Origin of the sequence: Sphingomonas tagetis (assembly GCF_024211275.1) — a bacterium.
GTDB classification, from domain to species: domain Bacteria; phylum Pseudomonadota; class Alphaproteobacteria; order Sphingomonadales; family Sphingomonadaceae; genus Sphingomonas; species Sphingomonas tagetis.
Map to the genome: position 1 here is coordinate 143,934 of NZ_JAMLDX010000002.1, position 25,073 is coordinate 169,006.

Sequence of the window (25,073 nt, forward strand, 5' to 3'; positions counted from 1 at the left end):
TCTTTCATGGCAACCCGGTTCATTCGCGGCGATGCGCCCGCGGAATCGCAGTTTCTCACCCCGAGCTTCCAGCGCGGTCTGGCGCATTGGAATCACGAGCGGCTTTCACCCGGCTTTCCCGCCGCCGACTGGCAGCGGACCCTCGACCGCGACGTCCGCATGCAGCGGCTGGAAGGCGCGTTCCTTGAGGAATTGCGCGCGCAGGTGATCGACGAAGCCGCCACCGCGCCGACCGATCCGGATGGGTTCATGCTGTGGTTCGAAGGCCTGATGGAGACCGGTCCCGGCCAGGGCGACCCGCTCTTCCCCTGGCTCCGCGACACCGCCGATATCGACCAGTTCCGCTGGTTCTTCGAACAGGAAGCCGCGGGCGAAGCCGGGTTCGACGATCTCGTCGCGATGACTCAGGTCAAGCTGCCCACCCGCCCCAAGCTCGAGCTTGCGCGCAATTACTGGGACGAAATGGGCCACGGCACGCAGATCGGCATGCACGGCCCGATGCTCGACGCGCTGGTTGAGACGCTCAAGGTCGATCCGTCGATCGAGCGCACGGTGTGGGAGAGCCTGTGCCTCGCCAATGCGATGACCGCGATGGCGTCCACGCGCCGTTATGCCTGGCATTCGGTCGGCGCGCTCGGCGTGATCGAGCTCACCGCGCCGGGGCGTTCGGCGATGGTCGCCGATGGCCTCAAACGGCTCGGCTTCTCGGGCAAGGAGCGACGATATTTCTCGGTCCATGCCGTGCTCGACGTCAAGCACAGCGCCGCCTGGAACAAGGAAGCGATCCGGCCCGCGGTCGAGGAGGACCCGAAGCGCGCCACGGCCATCGCGGAAGGCGCGCTGATCCGCCTGTACTGCGGCGCACGCTGCTTCGACGCCTATCGCGGCATGCTCTGGGGATAGCGGTCAGGCCGACGTCGCGACCGACCCCACCGTCACGTTGCGGCTTCCCGCACTCGCCCGCACCGCGCCCGCGCGCGGCTTTGGCGAGGCGAGCCGATCGATGACCGCGCCATTCACATTTTCGAGCACGGCCGCCGGGCGGGCGTCAGGCGTAGCGGTATCGAACCCGCAATCGACGACGCTCAAATTGCGGACATGCCGCGCGTACAAGCCATGCGCCGGCAGCGTTCCCATGAAGCTCGGCTCGAGGCTCGAATTGCGCCGCTCCGGCACCTCGCGCGCAGCGTCTGCCGGCGTCCCGCCGCCCGCCGCGGTCACGTTGACGCCGCGAAAGCTCACATCCTCGATGATCCCGTCGGCGATGCCGACCACGCCGCACGGATATTCCATCCGCGCGCCCGACACCTGGATATCGGTGAAGCGCACCCGCCGCACCCTGGCCACCCCCGCACCCTTCGGCGCCCGGTTGCGCGCGGACAGGCGCAGGAAGATCGGATGGTTGACCGGATTGACGAGGTTGATGTCGCGGAAGGTCACGTCCTCCAGCACCCCGCCGTCGATCGCGCCCAATTGCAGCCCGCGCGAGTTTTCGCAGATGCAGTCGGCAATCAGCACGTTGCGGAATCCCGCGACCGAGTCCGTCCCCAGCTTGATCCGCCCGAGCACGCCGACCTTGTCGGTCGAGACATAGGGCGAGCGCTGGTACGTCCCGTCGAGAACCGACCCCAGCAGATAGCCGCTGGTCTTGCAGCCGATCACCTGCACGTCCTCGCACAGGCGCGGTTCCTGCAGGCCATAGCTGCTCTTGAGGCAGATCGCGTCGTCCTTGGGCGCGTTGACCACGCAATTGGTCACGCGCACGTCGCGGCAGCAATCGACGTCGATGCCGTCGCGGTCGGTATCGACCGTCAGCCCGTCGATCCGCAAATTGGTACAGCCGATCGCATAGCAGGCGAAATGCCCGCCCTGCAGGATCGAGAAATCCTTGAGCAGTATGTTGCGGCAGCGCGTCAGCCCGATCGCCTTGTTGCCGCGCCCCTCATATTTCATCTCTTCAGGATTGGCGCGGCGGGCCTCATCCGGCGTCATCCCGCGCTCGCGCGGCGACTTCCAGCCGGGGACGCCATGCCAGCCCTGTGCCGGCCCCTCGCGGTCGAGGCCCAGCCCGTGCAGCAACCCCTGTCCGATAATCGCGATGTCGCTGACGCCGTCGCCATAGATCAGGCTGTTGTGAAAATGCGCGAGGCCATAATCGACGAACTGCTCCTCATAGACGCCCTCGGGCAAGTCATACCGGCCCTTGTGCCGGTCCGGGCTCGCCGCCTCGATCACCGAACCCGGCATCAGCACGAGCGTGATGTGACTCTTGAGCCGGATCGAGAAGCACAGATACCGCCCCGGAGGCACCACGATCGTCCCGCCGCCCTTCGCGCTCGCAGCCTCGATCGCGCGGTTGAAGGCAGGCGAATCCACCGCCCTGCCATCGCCCTTCGCGCCATAGTCGCGGACATTGTGGAAGCCCGTCAGCGATCCTGTCGCGCGCACCGGCATCGCGCCGGCTGCCATCGCCACACCGAACCCGGCCATCGCGGCACGCCTGCTGAACTCGGCACGCTCCAGCATTCCGCCTCCTGTCATTATCCTTATTGTTGTATGATGAATTATGTCGCGGTGGCGCGCAACCTGTATGTCAGGTTTTTGCGTTTCGCATTTCATCGAGCTGCACCGTCAGATCGGCGCGTGCCGGCATTTCGCGCAGGATCGCGCGCGTAATCCGCTCATAATGTGCGATGAAGCGGCCGATTGCCTGGTCGTCCATCGCCAGCCCAGGATCGCGGCCATCGGCGGCAAGCCGATCGCGCAACTCATGCTCCTGTTGCGTTCGCCATGCGCGCACGACCTCGAAGCCCGGCGCGGCGAGCAGCACCAACCGGTCGATCCGCGCAAACAGCGATTGATAGGGTCCAGCGAGCGCAGCGTTGACGGCGCGGCGCCAGACGCCGTCTTCGTCTTCTTCGCGTTCGAGATCGTTGACCGGCGTCACGAGTTCGACGCCGTCTTCCGCAGCCGCACCCACGCACCAGCCCTCGAAGATCAGCAAGTCGAGCGGCCCGTCCACGCGCTCACCCCGCGCCAGCGGCTCGTCGCTGGCCTTGTCGAAGCGCGGCAGTTCGAACGACAAGCCCGCCTTCGCAGCATCGAGAATTGCGCAGCCCCGCTCCACGTCATGCGTGAGCGGCACGCCGCGCGTCGCGAGCAATGGATGCACCGCACGCGCCAGTTCTGCACGCGCCGCCTTGCCCAGATAAAGGTCATCCAGCGACAGCGTAGCAACGCACAGACCCTGTCCCGCGAACCGCTCGAGCAGCGCATTCGCAAGCGTCGATTTGCCGCTGCCCTGCGAGCCGCACACCCCCAGAATCAGCGGGCACGGACCCTCGTCCAGCCAGCGCGTCACCGCATCGGCAACGATCTCAAGCGATGCGGTCAAACGGCTCGCGCCCGGCGAAGAAGGCGTCGAGATTGTCGGCCACCTTCATCCCCATCGCCTCGCGCGTCTCCAGCGTCGCCGAGCCGAGATGCGGGAGCAGCACGGCGTTCGGCAGGCTGGTCAACGCCGCCTCGACCGCCGGCTCGCGCTCGTACACGTCGAGCCCCGCCGCGGCGATGACGCCGTCGCGTAACGCCACCGCCAATGCCGCCTCATCGATCAGCGTCCCGCGCCCGGTATTCACCAGCACCGCATCGCGCTTCATCGTCTGCAATGCCGCCGCATCGATCATGTGCCGCGTCGCCGAGCCCCCGGGCGCATGCAGCGACACGACATCGGACACGCGCAGCAAGCTCTCTAGCGTCGAATGATAGGCATCCGGCGCGACATCGTCCGCACGGCTGCGGCTGTGCACGACCACCGTCATCCCGAACGCCACCGCGCGTTCCGCCACCGCGCGCGCGATCCGGCCATAGCCGACCAGCCCCAGCACCTTGCCGCGCAGCGACCGCCCGAGCAGATGCGTCGGCCGCCAGCCGCTCCATTCGCCGGCGCGCAGCTCGCGCTCGCCCTCGCCCGCGCGCCGCGTCGCCATCAGGATCAGCGCCATCGCGATATCGGCGGTCGCGTCGGTCAGCACGTCGGGCGTGTTGGTGATGGCCACCCCCGCCTCGCGAGCGGCATCGAGATCGATATGCTCGAAGCCCGCGCCATAGTTGCCGATGATCCGCGCCCGGCGGTCCTCGGTCAGGATGACCTCGCGCGGTATCTTGTCGGTCACCGTTGGGCACAGCGCGTCATGTTCGCGCATCGCCACCGCCAATGCCGCCGCGTCCAGCGGCACGTCGGCCTCGTTCAACGTCACGTCATAGCTCGCCGCCAGCCGCGCCTCGACGGCTTCGGGCCAGCGGCGGGTGAGCAGGATCTTCGGCTTGGTCACGCGACTACCCTAGCGCCGCCGGAACACCGGCGCACGCTTCTCGGCAAAAGCCGCTCGGCCTTCCTTCGCATCCTCGGTCGCGAAGCAGATCGCCTGCAAGTCCCGCTCATATTCGATCGCCTTGTCCCACGGCATGGTATGCGACGCGCGCAGGTTGAGCTTCGCCGTTTCCGCTGCAATCGGTGCCCGCGACGCGATCGTCGCCGCAATCTCCTGCGCGCGGGACAGCAGCGCGTCGGGCGCCACCACCTCGCTCACCAGCCCCCAGGCCAGCGCCTGCTCGGCCGAAACCATATCCCCGGTCAGCAGCATCAGCGCTGCATTCGAAGGCCCAGCGGCATAGGTCAGCCCCGCCGCCATCCCGCCGCCGCCGATCCAGCCCAGCTTGATCTCCGGCGCCGCAAACCGCGCATTGGTGCTGGCGATGCGGATATCCGCCGCCATCGCCGTCTCCAGCCCGCCGCCCAGCGCATAACCGTTGACCGCTGCGATCACCGGCTTGCGGCAGGCGCGCAGCGCATCGCAATAATCGTCGCGATTCCTGAAGTCCCATGGCGTCGCATAGCCATCGAGCGTGGTGATGTCGGACCCGGCCGAGAACGCCTTCTCCCCGGCCCCGGTGATCACCACGCAGCGCACCGCGTCGCTGCCATTGCACTCGCTGACCGCCGCGATCAGCGCCGCCGCCATTTCGGGCGTCAACGCATTGAGCTTGGCCGGGCGGTTGAGGGTGATGGTGGCGACATGGTCGGCCACGGTGAACAGCAGATCGTCGGTCATGTCTCGGCTCCGGCCGGGTGATGGGTGCGGTAAAGGGCTTCGATATCGTCGAGCACGGGATCCGCGGTTTCGCCGGACAGCAGCGCAGCGCGCAGCCGCGCCGACGCCGCTGTCTGGAAGGCGATGGCGCCGTCGTGCCGCGGGCGCAGTAAAGCGGCCTCGACCGTCGCCAGCGTGTCGGCGAAGAAATTGCCTGTCGCCGCGTTCACCGCCGCATCCTGCCAAGCCGAACGCAGCGCCGGCTGCCCGTCATGCTGCGGAATGAAGCCGCGCTGCACCGCGTCCGACATCAGCCAGCGCAGATGATCGAGCAGTGCCGGCGTCACCTCGCACCGCCTGGACACGGCGATCCCGGTGCCGCCGAGCGTCGATCCGATCCGCCCGCCCGGCCCGGCCGGCGCATCGGCAAACCCGACACCACGCGTCGCATAATTCACATAGCCATATATCAGCGGGCACAGGTCGATCCCCTCGCCGCGCTCGATCGCGCCCAGCATCGCGATCGGGTTCAACCCCTGCGCCCGCACGGTCACGTCGCCGGTCAGCGCCGCCATCAGCGCAAAGGCTTCGCGCGCAATCGCTCGATCAACGAAGTCGTCGCCCGCACGCCCTGCGCCGAGCGCCCCACAGATCGACTGAAAACTCAGGATCGTATGCGGCCCGGCCAGCGACAGCGCGACCTTATGCTGCGCAGCAAAGTCCGGCAATTCGGTCCAGTTTGCCGGTGGCCTCGCTATCGTATCACGCCGATACGCCATCACCTGCGTCGCCGCATCGAGCGGCAGCGCCCAGTGCCTTCCAGAATAGTGATAGCTCGCAAGCGAAGGCCCCGCGACCGCCGCCCGCCACGCCGCGATCTCGTCCGCGCCGAACAAATCCTCGACCGGCATCAGGCAATCGCCCGCCACCGCTTCACCGACATGCGGATGATCCAGCACGACCAGATCATAGCGCGCGCAAAGGTCCGCGATCGGATGCGATTCGAACCCCTCCAGCGGCTGCTTCTCCCACGCGATCAACACATCCCCCGCACGCGCCGCCGCAGCCGCCAGCGCATTGTACCCGCGCGGATGGTCCCAGGTCAGCCCGCGATAGCTCGGCGCGCTCATCCGTGCTGCTTGACCACGCCCGCACCGATCAGCTTGTCGATCGCCGCCGCGTCCAGTCCCGCTTCCTCCAGCACCTCGCGGCTATGCTCACCCACCAAAGGCGCGCCGCGCTCGATCGTCGACGGCGTCTTGGAAAAGCGGATCGGGAAGCCCGGCACCTTCACCCGCCCCTCGGTGCGGTGATCATACTCCACGAAGGTGCCGTTGTGCTTGATCTGCGCATCATCGACCAGATCGGCATAGCCATAGACCGGCCCCGCCCAGATATCGCGCGCCAGCATCGCCTCCAGCCACTCGGCGCTGGTCCGCTTCACCAGATTCTCGCGCACCTTGGCGAAAATCTCGTCGCGCAGCCGCCAGCCGTCGCGCTGGTCCTCCAGCCCCTCGAAGAACGGATCGCCGAACAGCTCGGCCAGCTTGGCATAGGACGCCATCGCCAGCGTGATATAACCGTCCGCGGTCGCGAACACGCCATAGGGCGAGCGGATATAGCTGTGCGCATGCGGCTCGGCCGAGCGGCCCTGCGGCACGCCGCCGACGGTGAACACCGACAATTCCTGCATCTGGATCGTGGTGATCGCGTCGAGCATGTTGACCTGTACCAGCTGCCCCTCGCCGGTGCGTTCGCGATGGAACAGCGCGGCCAGCGCGCCCTCGAACGCCGAATAGGCGGTGATCGCGTCGACCAGATACTGCCCCGCGGCCGAGGGCGGGGCGCCATCCACACCCGCCGACATCATCGCCCCCGACATGCCCTGCAACAGCAGGTCCTGCCCCGGATGAAAACGATACGGCCCATCCTCGCCATAGCCCGACATCGAGACATAGATCAGCTTCGGGTTGATCGCCGACAGCGTCGCATAATCCACCCCCAGCCGCTCGGCGACGCCGGGGCGGTAGTTCTGCAGGAACACGTCGGCGTCCTTGACCAGCTCGAGCAGCAGCGCCTTGCCTTCGGGCGCCTTGAGGTCGATCGCCAGCGACCGCTTGTTGCGGTTGAGCGACAGGAACGACACGCACACCTCATTGCCCGCCGCGCCGCCTGCCGGGGCATGGCGCTGCCACTCGCCGGTAACCGGCTCGACCTTGACCACATCGGCGCCCATGTCGCCCATGCGCTGCGCCGCGAACGGCCCGGCCATCGCGATCGAGCAATCGAGCACGCGGATGCCGCTCAGGATATTCTGCACTTTTCGTCCTTTAATTCATTGTCCAGCCGCCGTTTACGTGCAGCGTCTGCCCGGTGACGAAACCGGACTCGTCGCTCGCGAAAAAGGCGATGGCGTTGGCGATGTCATGGGCATTGCCGCGGCGCTTGATCGACTGCGCGTCGAGCACCATGCGGTTATAGCCCTCAGGGTCGGGGTGGATTTTCTCGGCGTCGGTCGGGAAGGCACCGGGGGCGATTGCGTTGACCGTCACCCCATAGGGGCCGAATTCACGCGCCCAGGCCCGCGTCAGCCCGACCAGCGCCATCTTCGACGCCACGTAAGGCGACAAATTCGCCCAGCCGCCCGACAGCGTGATGCTCGACACGTTGATGATCCGCCCGAAACCCTTGGCCCGCATCCCCGGCAGCGCCGCCTGCACCGCGACGATGCCGGCGTCGACATTGACGCGCTGCACCGCCTGATGCTCCTCGATCAAATAGTCCTCGAACGGCTTGGACGGATAGATCGCGGCATTGTTGATCACCACGTCGAACCCGCCGGCACGCTCGATCAGCCCGTCCAGCGTCGCGCGGAAGCCGGCGAGATCGGACAGGTCGGCGGTCGAGACGATCAGTTCGCCTTTGGCGCCGTTGCCTTTTTTTGGCGCCGCCGCCTGCAACGCCGCAACCTTGGTCAGGTCATTGTCGATCGCCACCACGCTCGCGCCGCGCTCGAGCAGCAGCAGCGTGGTATCGAGCCCCAGCCCGCCAGCGGCGCCGGTGTAGAGGACCACCCGCCCCTTCACTTGGCCGCTCCGATCGGCGGAAACACACCCGACGGGGCGGGATACTCATCGGCCGGCTGCGTCACGACGCCCTCGATCCGCGCCACCGCATCGGCGACCGCTTCGGCATCCGGCAGCACGCGAAACACGCTGTCGTAACGCCGCTCATCGCCATGCTCGAGCCAGATCAGCTCGCCGCGCTCGCGCGCGAAATCCTTGCCCATGACATGGTTGGTCGAAGGCTCGATCCCCACCGCATAATGGCCGGCATGAAGGTTTTGCCACTCGAACATTGCCGGGAACTGGTCCTTGCGCGTCTCGACCTCGAACCCGAAACCGAGCGCCTCATTGACCAACGCCACGTTGACCTTGCCGGCGGCATCGGCGGCCATGTCATGCTGCCACACCTGCTCGTGGAAATTGACGATCGGCGCCGGCAGCGTGCGATAGCCCACACCCTGCTCGCGATACTTGCCCTCATGCGCCGCCCAGATCACGTCGCGGACCGGCGCGACATAGCGCGACCCCTCCGCCACCACCGGATGGCTGACATTGATGTGGTAGCAATACATATGCGGCGTGCGGTAAAAGCCGTGATTGACCACGCGGTCGGTCAGCCGGATCTCGTTGCCGCCGACATCCGCCTCGATCCGGCGGATCAGATGAAGATCCTCGCCGAACACCGTCGATTGCTGAACGATGCCCTCGGCCCACAGCACGCATTCGTCGCCGTCCCACGTCTCGCCATAGCCGGTCAGCTTCGCGGGAATCGTCCCCACGCGCCCATGCAGCGATGACGACACCTTCTCGCGCGGGCCGTAGAAATAATGCCCCGCCGGATCGTCATGCATGAACAGCACATGGTCGAGCCCGCAGGTAATCAGCAGGCCGGACATCGACCGGAACCAGCCCAGCCCGCCCTCGCCCTCATAATCATGCAACCCCGGATGCCGGAACCCCGACGGCGAGTGCCACCCCACCGCGCGCCCATTATGCTCGCACTCGGCGATATCCATCGCGCGGTCGACCAGCACCGTGAAGCGCAGCCCCGATCCGGTGCGGAACTCGAGCTGCCGCACCCCGCGCTCGACTCCGTCGCCGAGCGTCGAGAGCCGCACGCCGGCAAATTGCGACAGGGAACCCGACCGCGCGGCAAGCTCGCGCCGGGCGATACGTTCGCCATATAGGTCAGGCACCCATCCGCTCCATCTTATGTTGTAAGACGTATGATGTTTAAGGCAGGATGGGGCACCGCGTCAATCGATGCGATTGGAGATTGTCGAAATGCCGCTCATCCGCCGCTGCTTCGCCGTCGATCTGCACGACGATCCCGAGCGGATCGCCGCCTATCGCAAATGGCACGAACCCGGCGGTCCGCCCGCCGCCGTCAACACCGCGATCCGCGCGGATGGGGTTGAGTCGCTCGAAATCTGGTGGGCTGGCGACCGGCTGTTCATGGTGATGGAGCAGGACCCCGCCCGTGCGCCCGATCCTGAGACCAAACGTGCCCGCGACACCGCCGATCCCGACGTCGCCGCATGGGACGCGCTGATGGCGGGGTTTCAGAAGTCATTGCCGTTCGCACCCAATCAGACCTGGGTCGAGCTGGACAGAATCTATTCGCTGGGCGAGCAGCCCTAAAACCCACCCAACCCGTCACCCCGGCCTTGTGCCGGGGTCCACCAAGCCGCTTGTCGTGCCCGCTGAGCCTCCACGGGCAATGCCTGCCGCCCGGTGGACCCCGGCACAAGGCCGGGGTGACGAGGGAAGTTCAAGGGCGATCAACCCCGCGGCTGCGCCCTGCGCTTGTCCCACGACCCGGCGATATGCTCCCGCATCGCCGCCGACGCGCCATCCGCATCCCCGGCCGCGATCGCCTCATACACCTTGCGATGCGCCTCCTGCGTCGCCCGGACATGCTCGACCGACAGCTTGCCCGAATAGCCGTGGGTGCGCAGCGCTTCGGACTGGATGCCGTCGATGATCGCCTTGCTCAGCCGGTCGCCGGACATGCGCATGATGATGTCGTGGAACTTGAGGTCCTCATGGACATAGGCCGAGGGCATCGCCACCAGCCCCTCCAGCTTCTCGATCTGCGCGGTCAGCTCGGCGACCGACTCGGGCGTCACATTCGCAGCCGCCTTCGCCGCCATCGCCGATTCCAGCAACGTGCGCACCTCCGACAGATTGTCGAGATAACGCAGCCCCTCTTCGCCCTGGAACAGTGCCGACAGGATCATCGGGTCGAGCATGTTCCACGCCCGCCCGTCGCGCACGATCGTGCCGCGCCCCTGCTGCGAGACCACCAGCCCCTTTTCGGTCAGCGCCGTCGTCGCCTCGCGCACCACGGTGCGGCTGACATCGTACATGTCGCACAGCATGTTCTCGGGCGGCAGCGCGGTGCCGATCGGATACGTGCCCATCACGATCGCGTTCACCAGATCCTCGACCACCGCGGTCGACAGGCGCGGGCGTCGGCGGACGCGTTGCGGGGCGGCGGCAGCTTCGTCGTTCATTCGCTTCTCTCGTTCTCGCCTTCTTGCGCCACGGATGGAACCGCAACCGCCGCAGCGTCAAGTCTCGGCAGCAACTGGGGGCTTGCGGATTTGGATAGATCATACATAATACAACTGGACAGACAGGCGGCACGGCGCCTGGCGAGGGGATGCCGACGCGCATGAAGATCACTGGTTATCGCAGCCTGACGACGACGCACGACTGGGGCCGCCCGGTCGGCGATGTGAACGGCGTCGTGGCGTGCGGGATCACCGAGGTGCCGATCCTGATCCTCGAAACCGACGGCGGACTGACCGGCATCGGCCTGGGCCAGCATGCGGATGTCGACCGCGTCTTCCCCGCTGTGGAAGGCAAGGATCCGCGCGCGGTCACCGCGCTCTACGATTCGATGCTCGCCCATGTCTTCAAGAGCGGCCATGCCGGCGCGACCTATGGCGCGATCGCCGCGGTCGACATGGCGCTGTGGGACCTGAAAGCCAAGATGGCGGACGAACCGCTGTGGCGCACGCTCGGCGCGCTCGACCGTTTCGTGCCGGGCTATGCCTCGGGCCTGTGCTACGGGCTCGACGACGATGCCTTCGCCACCCATTATCGCGGCTGGGCGGAGCGCGGCTTCGCATCGGCCAAGATCAAGGGCGGCAAGGATGTTGCGCGCGATATCGAACGGCTGCTCGCGGCGCGCGACATCCTCTCGGCCAACACCTCGCGTCCGGCGATGATGCTCGACGTCAATGAAGCGTGGAACGCCAAGCAGGCGATCCGCCACCTCGCCGAGATCGAGAAGCAGCTCGACCTCACCTGGATCGAGGAGCCGGTGCGGCGCTGGGATGCTGCTGGTCTCGCGCGCATCTCGCGCGCATCTCGCGCGGCGGTCGCGACGGGCGAGAATCTGACTGGCCTCGATCAGTTCGCGCCATTGTTCGATGCGAAGGCGGTCGATGTCGTCCAGACCGGCAGCGTGTGGGGCATCACGCATTTGCTGCGCGTCGCCGCAGCGGCGCATTCGCGCGACCTGCCCGTGTCGCCGGTCGGCTATGACTGCAATCCGTGCGCGCATGCCGCGGCGGCGCTGCCCAACATGATCGGGCTCGAGGTGCAGGACGTGAACTGGCCCGCCGGCCTCACGGTCGATCAGCAGATCGGCGACGGCGGCATCCGCCTCGGCGACGCCCCGGGGCTCGGCATCGAGCTCGACGAGGCGGCATTGACCAACGCCACTGCCGGGGGCTGGAACAGCAATGGCGGCCCGCATAAGCGCTCGCGCAAGGCTGGCCTCAGGCTGGTCCCCGACGGGCCGCTCGCCGCCGAATAAGAAGACGCAAAGCAGAACAAGACCACTGGAGAGCAATGATGGCCACGGCCGCAGCGACCACCCCGTCCTATGTGCTCGGCCCGCAGCGCATGAAGCTGCAGCTGTCGCTGATGGTCAATTTCTTCCTGCTGATGGCGCTCTACAGTGGCGTGCTCGGCGTGCTCCTGCCCAACCAGATCGCCGAGCTCGACGAAGGGTCTAAAGCCAACAACCTCGCCCTCATCTTCTTCATCACCTCGATCTTCTCGACGCTCACCACCCCGATCGCCGGCGCGCTGTCGGACCGCACGCGCAGCCGCTGGGGCCGCCGCTCGCCGTGGATCGCAATCGCCTCGCTGATCGGTTCGCTCGCGCTGTTTGGCGTGTCGTGGATGACCAGCTTCTGGTCGCTGATGGTGCTGTGGGTGATGGCGGCGGTCGCCTATAATTCGATGCAGCCCGCGATGACGACGCTGATCGCCGACCGCTTCGCGCCGGAGACGCGCGGCGGCGTATCGGGGATCGTCGGCGCGGGCATGACCGCCGGCCTCACCGCCGGCACCGTCGTCGCCGGCTATCTCGCGGGCGAACGCGTGCTCGCCTATGGCCTGTTCGCCGGCGCCATCGCCGCCTCCTGCCTCGCCTTCGTCGCGCTCAACCGCGAGCCGCCGAGCGACGCCCTGCCCCGCCGCCCGATCCATTGGGGTGAGTTCCTCAAGGGCTTCTGGATCAGCCCGCGCGAGCATCCCGATTTCGCCTGGGCCTTCGCCAGCCGCTTCTTCATCTATATGGGCTATCAGGCGGTCGCGGCGTATCTGCTCTACATCCTGCGCGACTATATCGGTCTCGGGAACGCCGAGTCGAATATCGCCATCGCCAACATGGCGATCGTCACGTTGATCTGTCTGGTCGCATCCTCGCTCATTTCCGGCTGGCTCTCCGACAAGTTCCAGGCGCGCAAGCCGTTCGTGATTCTCGGCAGCCTGATCATGGGCTGCGCGATGGTCGCCCCGCTGGCGCTGCCCAACATGCAGGGCATGTGGATCTATGCCGCGATCATCGGCGTCGGCTACGGCATGTTCATGTCGATCGACATGGCGCTGATGACTCAGGTGCTGCCCAAGAGCGCGCTGGGCGACGAGGGCAAGGACCTCGGCATCCTCACCACCGCGGTCAACATCCCGCAGATCATCAGCCCGGTGATGGCCGCGGTGCTGCTCAGCGCGTTCGGCAACGATTACCGCACGATCTTCTGGGCGGCGGTGATCTTCGTGTTCGGCTCGGCGATCTGCGTCTTTCCGATCAAGTCGGTGCGCTAATCCGCAAACTTGTAATACATGTTATGTCATTTGACTCCAGCGTCCAACGCTGGCATTAGTCACACTAATCAATATTTCTTGGAGGGGATTCCCATGCGGCAACGTCTCGTATTTCGCCGTTCACTGTTTCTCGCTGCTGCTGGCAGCGCGCTGATCACCGCGCCGGCACTGGCGCAGGACACGCCCGCCGCCGCCCCGGCGGAGGAAGAGGAGGCGATCGTCGTCACCGGCATCCGCGCTGCGGAGCGCGCCGCGATCGACATCAAGCGCAACTCGGTCTCGGTGGTCGATTCGATCGTCGCCGAGGATCTCGGCAAGCTGCCCGACCAGAATGTCGCCGAATCGCTCCAGCGCATCACCGGCGTGACGATCGAGCGCAACCGCGGCGAAGGCCGCTTCGTCACCGTTCGCGGCTTCGGGCCCAAGTTCAACGCGGTCACCGTCAACGGCCGCACGCTCGCCACCGACAATAACGGCCGCGAATTCTCGTTCGACGTGATCCCGTCGGAGGTCATCTCGGGCGCCGACGTGTACAAGTCGCCGCAGGCGAACTTCATGGGCTCGTCGATCGGCGCGACGATCAACGTCAAGACGCTGCGTCCGCTCGACCAGAAGGAAGGCTTCAAGGTCGCCGCTTCGGCCACCGGCATGTATTCGGAACTGGCGAAGAGCTGGAACCCGGAATTCTCCGGCGTCGCCAGCTGGAAGAATGAATCCGGCAGCTTCGGCGTCGCGCTCGCCGGCGTCTATTCCGAGCAGGAAAGCCGCTACGACGAATTCACCATCGGCGCGGGCCATGTGAAGCGCGGCAGCCTCGCCGCCAACGCCGCCGCCGGCCGCCCCGCCAACGAATATTGGTTCGGCCGACTCGCCGCGGGCGTGACGCCGTTCACCGGCGTCGATGCTCCGTCGAACCTGTCGCCCTTCTTCTTCGAACGCGACCTGACGCGCTGGGCCGTCAACGGCTCGGTGCAGATGCGCCCGAGCGAGACGCTGACCGTCACGGTCGACACGCTCTATTCGCGCGCGCGCTTCCGCGAGCAGCAGACCGGCCTCGCCTATGACTTCTCCGGCGGCACGCTGGCCGAGCATGTCGTGTCGGGCGGCAGCATCGTCAACGGCGTGCAGACCGGCGGCAAGACGCTGTACCAGCGCGTCACCGGCGGCTTCGTCGATCAGATCATCCAGTATGACGACCGCAACGTGACCACCGACCAGTTCGGCATCAACATCGACTGGAACCCTACCGACACGCTGCGCGTCCGCCTCGACGGCTCGGTCTCCGACGCGCGCCGCCGCGGCAAGGAGAACAACCTCTTCACCACCATCCGCCGCAAGAATATCGACTATTCCTACGATCGGCGCAGCGGCAGCCCGATCTACGACTACACGCTGTCCAGCCCCAACTATGCCAACGCGGCGACCAGCTCGCAGGGCATCACCGCGCATTATTACATCTGGGGCGGCGGTTCGAACATCGACGACGAGATCGAGGAATATAAGGCAGACGTCGAATGGAACCCGGGCAAGGGCGACCTGACCTTCTATGCCGGCCTGTTCAAGCAGAGCCGCATCAAGACGATCACCGCCGACGAAATGCCGTTCGGTGAGCAATGCGCCTATTGCGGATCGGACCGCGTCCTTCCCGCCGCCCTGTTCTCGCCCACCAACCGCAACTTCTTCGAGGGCAGCGGCGGCAACATCTTGCGCGACTGGGTGATCTACGACCCGCGCGCGCTGGTGCTTCAGGTCGATCAGTTCGCGACCGCCGACGGCCGCACCTTCAACCCGGCCACGCCGTCGGCCTCGGCTTCGTCGCAGGTCAACGAGAAGGTCTGGGGCGGCTATCTCATGGCGTCGCTCGACACCGAAGTCGGCGGCCTGCCGCTCGCGGTGAATGTCGGCCTGCGTTACGAGGATACCGACTATACCTCGGCCGGCGCCTCGCGCACCATCCTCAGCGCCGTCCCGAACGGTCAGGGCCAGAACATCATCACCGTCTCGCCGATCGTCCCGGTCAGCTTCCGCGGCAAGTATCGCGACTGGCTGCCCTCGCTCAACGCGCGGCTCAACCTGACCGACGACCTGCTGGTCCGCATCGCCGCGTCGAAGGTGATGACGCGCCCGACGCTGTCGGACCTGTCGCCGCGCCAGACGATCCAGACCAACCCCGGCAACGAGACGATCCGCCGCGGCAACCCCGACCTTCAGCCGTTCCGCGCGAACCAGGTCGAGGGCGGCGTCGAATGGTATTTCGCCCCCGGCTCGCTGATCTCGGCGGCGGCGTTCTACAAGGACATCCAGTCCTTCGTGACGCTGACGACCTCACCCCAGCGCGTCGACCAGGTCACCTTCCAGGTCACCGTGCCCAGCAACGGCGCCGGTGCGGTCGTGAAGGGCTTCGAGATCGGCTATCGCCAGTCGTTCGACAACTGGCTGCCCGCCCCGTTCGACGGCTTCGGCGTGCAGGCGAGCTACAACTTCACCGACTCGAACGCAGAATATCGCAACGCGGTCGCCAACGTGACGTTCGGGCTCGAGGGGCTGTCGAAGAACTCGTACAGCCTCGTCGGCTTCTACGAGAAATACGGCCTCACCGCACGCGTCGCCTACACCTATCGCGACAACTTCCTGCAGATCGCGTCGGGCCGTAACGGCGAGCCGGAATATTTCGACGCCTATGGCCAGCTCGATGTCGGCGTTTCCTACGACATCACGAAGAACTTCACGGTCTTCGCCGATGCGGTGAACCTCAACAATGCCAAGGAGTTCATCTACTCGGTGAGCGAAGACCGCACCAAGGAATACCGCACCACCGGCCGACGTATCTCGGCCGGCGTCAGAACGCGCTTCTGATGTAGCGCGGCACCGGCCCGCTCCCCCACCCGGCCACCCACGTCAGTATCCTTGATGGGTGGTCGGGTAGGGAGCGGGCCGGCACCGCAACCGGTTCGGCTTGCCGAACCAACAAAGGCACCCCCCTTCGCTCCCTCCCCGGAGCGAAAATCTGCGCCCCGGCACGCCGCAACACGTGCCGGGGCGCCTCCTTTTTCGGACGTCCGAATTTGCCGGATGGAAAAGTAGTATTTTTCCCCGCATAAGAGCGCGAACAGCCACGATCGGACGCGACGCTTGAAGCAGATCCCCGAACTCAAGGGCAGCCGGCGCGACATGATGCGCGGCGTTGCGCGCTCCAGCCACGACCAGGTCGCACGCGTGCTCGGCACCGAGATCCTGTCGGGCGAGCTCGAACCGGGCACCAAGCTCGCCGAGGACGACATGCTCGCGCGTTTCGAAATCTCGCGGACCGTGCTGCGCGAGGTGAACAAGACGCTCAAGGCCAAGGGCTTCATCGCCGCCAAGCCGCGCGTCGGCACCACCGTGCTCGACAGCACGCACTGGAATTATTTCGACGCCGACGTGCTGGCGTGGAAGGTCGAGCAGGGCCTCGATCTCGGCTTCCTCACCGATCTCGCCGAAGTGCGCATCGCGATCGGCGCCGCCGCCGCGCGCGCCGCGGCGACCCGCCGCACCGAAGAAGATCTCGCCGCGATCCGCGACAGCCTCACCGCCATGCGCGCCGCCGGCAACCGCGACGCCTTCGCCGCCGCCGATCTCGACTTCCGCAAGGCAATCGCACGCGCGTCGGGCAATGCGCTGATGAGCTCGCTCACTGGCGTGATCGAGACCACGCTGACCGCGTCGTTCCAGATGCGCCAGCCCGCCGCGAAAGGCGATCCGGACCTGCTCGGCCATGACGAGCTCGCCGCGGCGATCGAGTCCGGGGACGGCGACCGCGCTGCCCGCGCCATGCGCACGCTGATCGGCGAAGGCTTTGCACGCGGCGGCCTTGCTTGATTTCAGAGGCGCGATTGCGCCGCTCGAATAATAATACTATTATATTCTGACTATCGGCAAGGGTGCCCGAATCGCGCCCGGCCGCAGGAGGGATCGAGCGATGACCGAAGCAGTTTCGCGGCGCCATTTCATGCACTGCGCCGCCTGTGCCACCACTGCCGCCAGCGTCGGCGCGCTACCGGCCAGTGCGCTCGCCGCCCAATATACCGGCACCCGCGCGTCCGGCCCCGGCGGCAAGGAGGCGATGCGCGAATTCCCCTATGGCGCGGTCAAGCTCACCGGCGGCCGCATCAAGCGCCAGTTCGATCACATCCATTCGCACTTCCTCGCGCTCGACAATGACCGCATCCTCAAGGTCTTCCGCCAGAATGCCGGCCTCCCCGCCCCCGGCCCCGACATGGGTGGCTGGTATGACCGTGACGGCTTCGTCGCCGGGCTGACGCTGGGCCAGTACATCTCCGGCCTCGCGCGCTATGGCGCGGCGACCGGCGACCAGCAGGCACATGACAAGGTCAAATTGCTGGTCAGCGAATGGGGCAAGGCGATGGTCGCCGCGACCAATCCCTATGCCGGCCCCAGGGCGCAGGCGCAGTGGGCCGCCTATGTCATGGACAAGTACGTCGTCGGGCTGATCGACGCCTATCGCCTGTCCGGTGTCGAGCAGGCCAGGTCGCTGCTGCCGATCATCATCGAAAAGTGCCGCCCGTACATCTCGCCCGTCTCGCGCGACCGCATCGGCAAGACCGAGCCGCCCTATGACGAGACCTATGTCCTCTCGGAAAACCTGTTCCACGTCGCCGAGATCACCGGCGACAAGAAGTATCACGACATGGCCGTCCACTATATGCTGGACAAGGAGTGGTTCGATCCGCTGGCCGCCGGCCAGGACGTCTTGCCCACCAAGCACGCCTATAGCCACACGATCGGCAACGCTTCGGGCGCGCAGGCCTATCTCCACCTCGGCGACGACAAATACCGCAAGGCGCTGATCAACGCGTGGAAGTTCATGGAGCCGCAGCGCTTCGCCAGCGGCGGCTGGGGGCCGGAGGAGCAATTCGTGGTCCACGGCCAGGGCAATCTCGCCAAGAGCCTCAAGACCTCAAAGGCGCACTTCGAGACCCCGTGCGGCGCCTTCGCCGACCTGAAGCTCGCCCGCTACCTCATCCGCTTCACCGGCGACGCGCAATATGGCGACGGACTCGAGCGCACGCTGTACAACACGATGCTCGCCACCCGCCTGCCCGACAGCGACGGCGGCTATCCCTATTATTCGGACTACGGCGCGAAGGGCGAAAAGCGCTATTACCACCAGAAATGGCCATGCTGCTCGGGCACGCTGGTTCAAGGCGTCGCCGACTATGTCCTCAACGCCTATTTCCACGATGACAATGACTTGCTGGTCAACCTCTACACCCCGTCCGAAGTGAAGTGGGACCGTCCCGGCGGCGCGGTCGAGATCGTGCAGGAAACCGACTATCCGGTCGCCGACACGGTCAAGCTCAAGGTGCGCAAGGCCGGCAATGGCCGCTTCGGCCTCAAGCTGCGCATTCCCGCCTGGACCAGGGATGCGACGCTGACCATCAATGGCAAGCGCATGCCCACGGTACCCGGCCAGCTCGCCACGCTCACGCGGACGTGGAAGGCCGGCGACACGGTCGAACTGACCATCCCGCAGCCGCTGCGCACGCTTCCGATCGATCCGGAGAACCCCAATTTGCAGGCGGTGATGCGTGGTGCGGTGATGTATGTCGGCCTCAACCCGTGGGACGGCATCGACAAGGAAACGATCGCGCTCCCCGGCGCGCTCACGCCGATGCCGGGCCACCCCGAATCCTATCGCGCCCGGGTCGGCGAGCGGAACCTGGTGTTCGTGCCATACTATGCGGTCGATACCGAGCGCACGACGACCTACTTCAAGACGGCGTAAGATGAGCCGGGTCACCGCCACCTACGAGATCGAAACCGCCTTCCCGCTGGCGCAGGCCGCAGCGACGATGGCCGGCGAGCAATCCACCGGAACCTTCGTCCGGGTGCCCGGCGAGACCGACGAACTGCGCGAGGCCCACGCCGCGCGTGTCGAACAACTGGTCGAGCTGGGCGACGTCGCCGAACCTTCGCTCCCCGGCGCGGGCACGCCGAAGAATTGGGACGGCAAGCGCCGCCGCGCCCGCGTCGTCCTGTCCTGGCCGATTTCCAATTTCGGCCTCTCGCTCCCCAATTTGCTCGCGACGATCAACGGCAACCTGTCGGAGCTGAAGGCATTCTCCGGCCTGCGCCTTATCGACGTCACGCTGCCGCCGGAATTCCTCACCCGCTACCAAGGCCCGCAATTCGGGGTCGCCGGCACGCGCGAGCTGGCGGGGGTGTATGATCGCCCGATCATCGGCACGATCATCAAGCCCAGCGTCGGCCTTTCGCCGCAAGCCACCGCCGAACAGGTCCGCGTGCTGGTCGAGGCCGGGGTCGATTTCATCAAGGACGACGAGTTGCAGGCCGACGGCCCGCACTGCCCGTTCGGCGAACGCGTCAGCGCGGTGATGCGCGTCATCAACGACCACGCCGAGCGCACCGGCAAGAAGGTGATGTTCGCCGCCAACCTCACCGGCGAGATCGACGAGATGCTCGCCCGCCACGATCATGTTCTCGCCAATGGCGGCACCTGCGTCATGGCGAGCATGAACTCGATCGGTCTGCCCGCGATGAAGGTTCTGCGCGCACATTCGCAGCTGCCGATCCACGGCCACCGCAATGGCTGGGGCATGCTCGGCCGCTCGCCCGCGATCGGCATGAGCTACATCGCCTTCCAGAAATTGTGGCGCCTCGCCGGCATCGACCACACCCATGTCAACGGCATCGACAACAAATTCTGCGAGAGCAACGAGAGCGTGATCGCATCCGCGCGCGAATGCCTGACGCCGATGTTCCCTGCCCCCCATCCGGGCTGCGAGATCATGCCGGTCTTCTCCTCTGGCCAGTCCGCCAAACAGGCCGCCCCGACCTTCGCCGCGCTCGGCAGCGTCGACTGCATGTTCGCCGCTGGCGGCGGCATCATGGCGCATCCCGGCGGCCCGGCAGCAGGCGTCCGCGCGCTGCAACAGGCGTGGCAGGCCGCGGTCGCCGGCGTCCCGGTCGAGCAGGCCGCGAACGACGCCCCCGAGCTCAAGGCGGCGCTCGGCGCGTTCGGCGGGTGACGCCGCTCTACGCCTTTATCGGCGATGATTTCACCGGTTCGACCGATGTGCTCGAGCAGCTGGCGGAAGGCGGCGTGCCCGCCGTGCTGTTCCTGCGCCCGCCCGACGCGGAACTCCGCGCCCGCTTCCCCGAAGCCCGCGCCATCGGCATCGCCAGCGACGCGCGCAGCCGTTCACCCGAATGGATGGAGGCTCACCTGCCGGCGATGTTCGCGGCGCTGAGCGACGCGGCGCTCGTCCACTACAAGACCTGCTCGACCTTCGACAGCGCACCGCACACCGGCTCGATCGGCCGCGCGCTCGACATCGGTCTGCGCATCTTCGGCGGCCCCGCCGCGATCGTCGTCGCCGCGCCGCACCTGCGCCGCTACGTCGCGTTCGGCAATCTCTTCGCCGCGGCGGGCGAGCAGGTTCACCGCATCGACCGCCACCCCACCATGTCGCGCCACCCGGTTACCCCGATGCACGAAGCCGACCTGATCCGGCACCTCGCCGCGCAGACCGACGCCCGCATCGCGCTGGTCCCGCTCGACCGCATCCAGTCCGGCGAAGCCGAAGCCGCATTCGATGCGGTCGCCAACGCCGATGCGGTGCTGTTCGACGGCACGACGTTCGACGATCTCGCCGCCACCGGTGCGATCCTGCGCAGCCGCAACGTCCGCTTCGCCGCCGGCAGCTCGGGCGTCACCCGCGCGCTGGTCCTCGACTGGCAGCGCAGCGGCGAGAGCGCGTCCGAACCCATGCTCCCGGCCGCCACCGAAACCGATCGCCTGCTCGTCGTCAGCGGCAGCTGCTCACCCGTCACCGCACGCCAGATCGCGCGCAGCACGAGCGACGGCTTCGCTGTGGCCCGTGCCGACGTCTCAGCGCTGGTCGAAGGGTCATCTGCCGAGGAAGTCCGCCTCGCCGACGCCGCGCTTGCCGCGCTCGCCTCCGGCAATCGCGCCGTCATCGCCTCCGCCGAAGGCCCGCTCGACACCGACGCGTCCGCTGCCGGCGAAAAGCTCGGGGCAGCGCTCGGCCGCATCACAAGCGACATCGTCCGCCGCGCGCGCCTCACTCGCGTGCTGTTCGCGGGCGGTGACACCTCCAGCCACGGCGTCGCGCAACTCGGCATCGACGCGCTGACCTGGGCCGCCCCGATCGAGCGCGGCGCGCCACTCGTCCGCGCCCATGCCGCCGACCCGGCGATCGACGGACTCGAACTGGTGCTCAAGGGCGGCCAGATGGGCGGCGACGATTTCTTCGAGGTGGTGCGCCGCGGCGGCTAACGCTGCAGCACCGCCACTCCTTCCTCCTTCAGCTCGACCGAGCGCACCGACCCGCCGCCCAGCACGTCGCGCATCGCCGCCGGCAGCGCCACCGTCCGTGCCTGCGTGCCATGGTTGATCAGGATGACGACCCGCCGCCCCTGCCCCTCGCGCGTCATCAGTTCGACATCCTCGGGCAGCGCGAAGTCCCGCTCCACCTTCGCCCCGGCCAGCGCGACATCGATCAGCCCCTTCATCACCGCATCGTCGATCAGCGCGCCGATATAGGTGATCCGCCCCTTGCCCACCTTCCGGCTGATCGCCGCCGGCTTACCGTCGAGCCAGCCATTGGCCTTGCCATAGCTCAGCAAGACCTCGGCATCCTTCGCGCTCACCGACAGTTGCTCGGCCCACACCGACGCGGTTCCGCTACCGACCGCGACCGGCTCCAACAGCGCATAATATTGCTCGACCCGCCCGCCCAACAGCTCGGCCAGCAGCCCCGGCTGCCGCTGCATCTGCAACCGGTTATATTCGTCCTTCATCCCCGAGCGCGGCCCCAGAATCAGGTGCCCGCCGCCGCGCACATAGTCCGCCAGCCGCTTCGCCGTCGCTTCGGTGATGACGTTCAGGCTCGGCGCCACGACCAGCTTGTAGCCGGCCAGCGGTGCGCCCTCCGCCTCGACGATATCGACCGCACCCAGCGCGCGCTTCAACGGCTCGTAATAATCGAGCAGCACCTCGATCTGGTCGTAATCCTTGTGGTGCAGCTGGAAATCGATCGCCCAGCGGCTGGCATAATCCTGCAGCAGCGCGACCTGCGCCACCGGATGCGTCCCGGCGATCACCGGCGTCGCCCTCGCCATTTCGCGGCCGATCTGCGCGACTTCGGCATAGACCGGCAGCGGCGTGCCGTCCTGCCCGACCAGCGCGCCGTGCATCGTCTCCTGCCCGTTGCGCGCGTTGCGCCATTGCCAATAGAGGATGCCGTCCGATCCGTGGCCGATCGCCTGCCACGCCATCGCGCGCGTCTCGCCCGGGTGCAGCATGTTGCTGACCCCGGCCCAGTTCACATAGCCGGGCTGGATCTCCATCACCCAGAAATTCTTGCGCTTCCACCCGCGCACCAGATCGTGCGTCGCGCCGTTGCGAAACGGCTTGAGGTGGCCGCTCCCGACATAATTGTCCCAGCTGGTGAAATCGAGGTCGCGGTTGGCGGCGTAGCGGTCGAAACGGTTCGCCCAGCCCAACCCGCCGAAATTGATCGTGATGAACTGCTTTGGCGCCGCATGTGCGCGGATCGCATCGAGCTGGTTGCGGTGGAACGCCACCCATTGCGCGGTGATGAAGCGCCGCATCTCCAGCATCCAGCCGGGATTGGCCTTGTCGCTGCTGAACGGCACCTGCTCCCACGCCGAATAGGCCTGCGACCAATATTGAGTCGTCCACGCCTCGTTGAGCTTGTCCAGCGTGCCATAGCGCTGCTTGAGCCACGCCACCCACGCTGCACGCGCTTCGGGATCATAGCTCTCGTCGATCGGCTCGTTGCCGATCTGCCAGCCGATGACATTGGGTTCCTTGCCCAGCGCCTGCGCCATCCGCCCGACGATCTCGCGGCAAAACATGCGATAACGCTGCGACGAGATCGAGAAATGCCGCCGCATCCCGTGCGCGACCGGCGTGCCGTCGCTCCTGATCTGAACCACATCGGGATATTTCGCGGTCATCCACGCTGGCGGCGTGTCGCTCGGCGTCCCGATCACGACGTTGATGTCGTATTTCGCCGCCAGCCGCACCGCGCGGACCAGCCAGTCGAGGTCGTACTGCCCCTCCGCCGGCTCCATCCGCGCCCAGCCATATTCGCCGATCCGCACGACGTTGGCGCCGTGCGCCTTCATCAGCCGCAAATCCTCTTCCCAGCGCGCCTCCGGCCATTGCTCGGGATACCAGGCCGAGCCGAGCCACAGCCGCTTGAATTGCTGCTGACCCGGCGGCGCATCGGTCTGCCCGGCCGCTGGCGACCCACCGGCCAGCAATGCCGCGGCGAGACATGACAGGATACGCTTCACAAGGGCCGCCCCGCGGCTTCATCGTCGAGCACCAATGCCCAGTCATTGCCCGGCGCCGGCGTCCCCGGCGGGGTGAACAGCCGCTGGCCGCGATTGGCGACGCTGCCGATCAGCTGCGTCTTACCGGTGCGCGGATCGTACCAGGCGGCGCGCACGCGCATGCCGCTGATCTTGCCCAGCTGCACGCGGAACGGCGCGCCGGTATAGCTGTACGCGATGGCATAGCTCGACCCGCGCGTCGCCGCGACACGCTCGTAGCGCTTGCCGTTGCCGACGATCAGCGACTGGTCCGGCACCCGCTCGAGGAAGGGACGCGACAGGATCAGGTCCTTGAGGTGTCGCATCTGCGTGCCGCCCGGCGCATCCAGCGCCTCGTCCCACGACAATTTGGGCCAGTAAGCGTTCGCCTTCCCGCCGCGCATGAAGAACTGCATGACGCTGTTCTCGCCATAGCTGTGGCCGAACGCCCCGGCGAGCACCGACCACCACGCATAACGCCGCACATCCGCCGCCTGCCAGCGCGGCTCGGGTCCGCGATCCAGCCCATGCGGGATATTCTCGTAACTCGGTTCGCCATCGATCGTCGGCTTGGCCGGCGTGCGCGACAGATCGTCGGCGGTGTAGACCCAATTGTCCTCCCCGCGCGCATTGAGCTGCTGGTCCTGCGCATAGGTCTGATGACCCGACTGATACATGTTGAAGTCCAGCCAGTCGGCGCGATGAAACATCCATGACGAGCTTGCGCGGCCCGCCGGGTGGTAGGTCATCAGGTGTTCCGGATCGATCGCGCGGATCGTCTTGCCCAACGCATCCCAGGCATTGGGCGACAGCTCGGCATAGCGGTCGCCGCCATTCACCCAGATCAGGTTGCGCCTGCCCTTGTACCGCTCCGCCACAAAGCGGCCGATGACCGGCGCGGTGTCGGTGTTGAACAGCCGGAAATCTGCGAAATCGCCCCATACGGGCACCAGCGCGATGTAGAGACCATGCGCCGCCGCCCGATCGAACACCCAATCGAGATGGTCCCAATAATCATACTCGCCGGGCTTGGCGTGGTCATTGCCGGGGGTGACGCGCGGACGCTTCAAATCGCCCTCGATCAGCGCCGCGCCGGCCACCGGGTTCGCCATTTCCGGCCGGTGCAGCATCATCACCTGAATGACGTTGTAGCCCTGCGCCGCGCGCTTGGCGAAATAGCGTTCGGTCGCCTCGCGATCGAGCTTGGCGAGCAGCAGCCAGCCGGTGTCGCCGAGCCAGAAGAACGGCCTGCCGCCCGCTTCGAGGTATCGGCCATTGGCCGACACCTTGAGCGGCGGCGTGCGGTCCTGCGCGGCCGCGGGCGCAGCCAGCCCCGTGAACATCGCAACTGCGAGCGCCGATGTGATCCAACGCATCCGATCTCTCCTGTCGGCCCGTTGTG

Annotated in this window: 20 protein-coding genes; 9 read left to right on the forward strand and 11 right to left on the reverse strand. The window is 66.6% G+C overall.

Annotation, left to right across the window (positions count from 1 at the left end; translation table 11 throughout):
* Positions 1–6: 6 nt before the first annotated feature.
* Positions 7–903 (forward strand): iron-containing redox enzyme family protein, encoded by an 897-nt coding sequence (locus tag M9978_RS03390; RefSeq protein ID WP_254291450.1) that lies wholly within the window; start codon positions 7–9, stop codon positions 901–903.
* Between the two features lie 3 nt (positions 904–906).
* Here M9978_RS03390 and M9978_RS03395 read toward each other — a convergent pair whose 3' ends face one another.
* The 8 genes from M9978_RS03395 to M9978_RS03430 all read right to left on the reverse strand — a co-directional run bounded on the left by M9978_RS03395 (position 907) and on the right by M9978_RS03430 (position 9,354).
* Entirely contained in the window at positions 907–2,526 is a 1,620-nt protein-coding gene (locus M9978_RS03395) for a rhamnogalacturonidase (protein WP_254291451.1), read from the reverse strand.
* A 67-nt stretch (positions 2,527–2,593) separates the two neighbouring features.
* The gene (locus M9978_RS03400) at positions 2,594–3,394 is read right to left on the reverse strand and encodes a kinase (RefSeq protein WP_436977163.1); all 801 of its coding nucleotides are present in this window, start codon (positions 3,392–3,394) and stop codon (positions 2,594–2,596) included.
* Positions 3,378–4,334 (reverse strand): 2-hydroxyacid dehydrogenase, encoded by a 957-nt coding sequence (locus tag M9978_RS03405; RefSeq protein ID WP_254291452.1) that lies wholly within the window; start codon positions 4,332–4,334, stop codon positions 3,378–3,380. The genes M9978_RS03400 and M9978_RS03405 overlap by 17 nt, the downstream gene beginning before the upstream one ends.
* A 9-nt stretch (positions 4,335–4,343) precedes the next feature.
* Positions 4,344–5,114 carry an enoyl-CoA hydratase/isomerase family protein gene (locus M9978_RS03410; protein WP_254291453.1) on the reverse strand — a complete coding sequence of 257 codons (771 nt, stop codon included), beginning with the start codon at positions 5,112–5,114 and terminating at the stop codon, positions 4,344–4,346.
* Positions 5,111–6,223, reverse strand: coding sequence for an extracellular solute-binding protein (locus tag M9978_RS03415; RefSeq protein ID WP_254291454.1), 1,113 nt, complete (start codon positions 6,221–6,223; stop codon positions 5,111–5,113). The genes M9978_RS03410 and M9978_RS03415 overlap by 4 nt, the downstream gene beginning before the upstream one ends.
* Positions 6,220–7,413: a CaiB/BaiF CoA transferase family protein gene (locus M9978_RS03420; protein WP_254291455.1), complete on the reverse strand. Its 1,194-nt coding sequence runs from the start codon at positions 7,411–7,413 to the stop codon at positions 6,220–6,222. The genes M9978_RS03415 and M9978_RS03420 overlap by 4 nt, the downstream gene beginning before the upstream one ends.
* A gap of 10 nt (positions 7,414–7,423) precedes the next feature.
* A complete protein-coding gene (locus M9978_RS03425; protein WP_254291456.1) occupies positions 7,424–8,179 on the reverse strand; it encodes an SDR family NAD(P)-dependent oxidoreductase in 756 nt (251 codons plus the stop codon).
* Positions 8,176–9,354 carry an aldose 1-epimerase family protein gene (locus M9978_RS03430; RefSeq protein ID WP_254291457.1) on the reverse strand — a complete coding sequence of 393 codons (1,179 nt, stop codon included), beginning with the start codon at positions 9,352–9,354 and terminating at the stop codon, positions 8,176–8,178. The genes M9978_RS03425 and M9978_RS03430 overlap by 4 nt, the downstream gene beginning before the upstream one ends.
* An 88-nt stretch (positions 9,355–9,442) precedes the next feature.
* Here M9978_RS03430 and M9978_RS03435 point away from each other — a divergent pair, with 88 nt between their 5' ends.
* Complete coding sequence (locus M9978_RS03435; protein WP_254291458.1) at positions 9,443–9,799, forward strand: L-rhamnose mutarotase; 357 nt, start codon at positions 9,443–9,445, stop codon at positions 9,797–9,799.
* Between the two features lie 140 nt (positions 9,800–9,939).
* Here M9978_RS03435 and M9978_RS03440 read toward each other — a convergent pair whose 3' ends face one another.
* On the reverse strand, positions 9,940–10,674 hold the full coding sequence (locus M9978_RS03440; protein WP_254291459.1) for a FadR/GntR family transcriptional regulator: 735 nt from the start codon (positions 10,672–10,674) through the stop codon (positions 9,940–9,942).
* A 161-nt stretch (positions 10,675–10,835) separates the two neighbouring features.
* Between M9978_RS03440 and M9978_RS03445 the strand changes: the two genes are divergently transcribed.
* The 7 genes from M9978_RS03445 (at position 10,836) to M9978_RS23270 (ending at position 21,605) form a co-directional block, all read left to right on the forward strand.
* Entirely contained in the window at positions 10,836–11,987 is a 1,152-nt protein-coding gene (locus tag M9978_RS03445; RefSeq protein ID WP_254291460.1) for a mandelate racemase/muconate lactonizing enzyme family protein, read from the forward strand.
* A 38-nt stretch (positions 11,988–12,025) separates the two neighbouring features.
* Positions 12,026–13,285, forward strand: a complete 1,260-nt coding sequence (locus tag M9978_RS03450) for an MFS transporter (protein ID WP_254291461.1) — start codon at positions 12,026–12,028, stop codon at positions 13,283–13,285.
* A 93-nt stretch (positions 13,286–13,378) separates the two neighbouring features.
* Complete coding sequence (locus tag M9978_RS03455; RefSeq protein ID WP_254291462.1) at positions 13,379–16,141, forward strand: TonB-dependent receptor; 2,763 nt, start codon at positions 13,379–13,381, stop codon at positions 16,139–16,141.
* Positions 16,142–16,417: 276 nt separating this feature from the next.
* A complete protein-coding gene (locus tag M9978_RS03460; RefSeq protein ID WP_254291463.1) occupies positions 16,418–17,143 on the forward strand; it encodes a FadR/GntR family transcriptional regulator in 726 nt (241 codons plus the stop codon).
* A 100-nt stretch (positions 17,144–17,243) separates the two neighbouring features.
* On the forward strand, positions 17,244–19,070 hold the full coding sequence (locus M9978_RS03465) for a beta-L-arabinofuranosidase domain-containing protein (RefSeq protein WP_254291464.1): 1,827 nt from the start codon (positions 17,244–17,246) through the stop codon (positions 19,068–19,070).
* A 1-nt stretch (position 19,071) separates the two neighbouring features.
* Positions 19,072–20,334 carry a ribulose-bisphosphate carboxylase large subunit family protein gene (locus M9978_RS03470; protein ID WP_254291465.1) on the forward strand — a complete coding sequence of 421 codons (1,263 nt, stop codon included), beginning with the start codon at positions 19,072–19,074 and terminating at the stop codon, positions 20,332–20,334.
* Positions 20,331–21,605 carry a four-carbon acid sugar kinase family protein gene (locus tag M9978_RS23270; RefSeq protein WP_254291466.1) on the forward strand — a complete coding sequence of 425 codons (1,275 nt, stop codon included), beginning with the start codon at positions 20,331–20,333 and terminating at the stop codon, positions 21,603–21,605. The genes M9978_RS03470 and M9978_RS23270 overlap by 4 nt, the downstream gene beginning before the upstream one ends.
* On the opposite strand, the gene M9978_RS03480 is transcribed toward M9978_RS23270, so the two are convergent.
* On the reverse strand, positions 21,602–23,653 hold the full coding sequence (locus tag M9978_RS03480) for a beta-galactosidase (RefSeq protein WP_254291467.1): 2,052 nt from the start codon (positions 23,651–23,653) through the stop codon (positions 21,602–21,604). The two genes, M9978_RS23270 and M9978_RS03480, sit on opposite strands and share 4 nt — an antisense overlap.
* The gene (locus tag M9978_RS03485) at positions 23,650–25,047 is read right to left on the reverse strand and encodes a glycoside hydrolase family 140 protein (protein WP_254291468.1); all 1,398 of its coding nucleotides are present in this window, start codon (positions 25,045–25,047) and stop codon (positions 23,650–23,652) included. Before M9978_RS03485 ends, M9978_RS03480 begins: the two co-directional genes overlap by 4 nt.
* Positions 25,048–25,073: the final 26 nt, after the last annotated feature.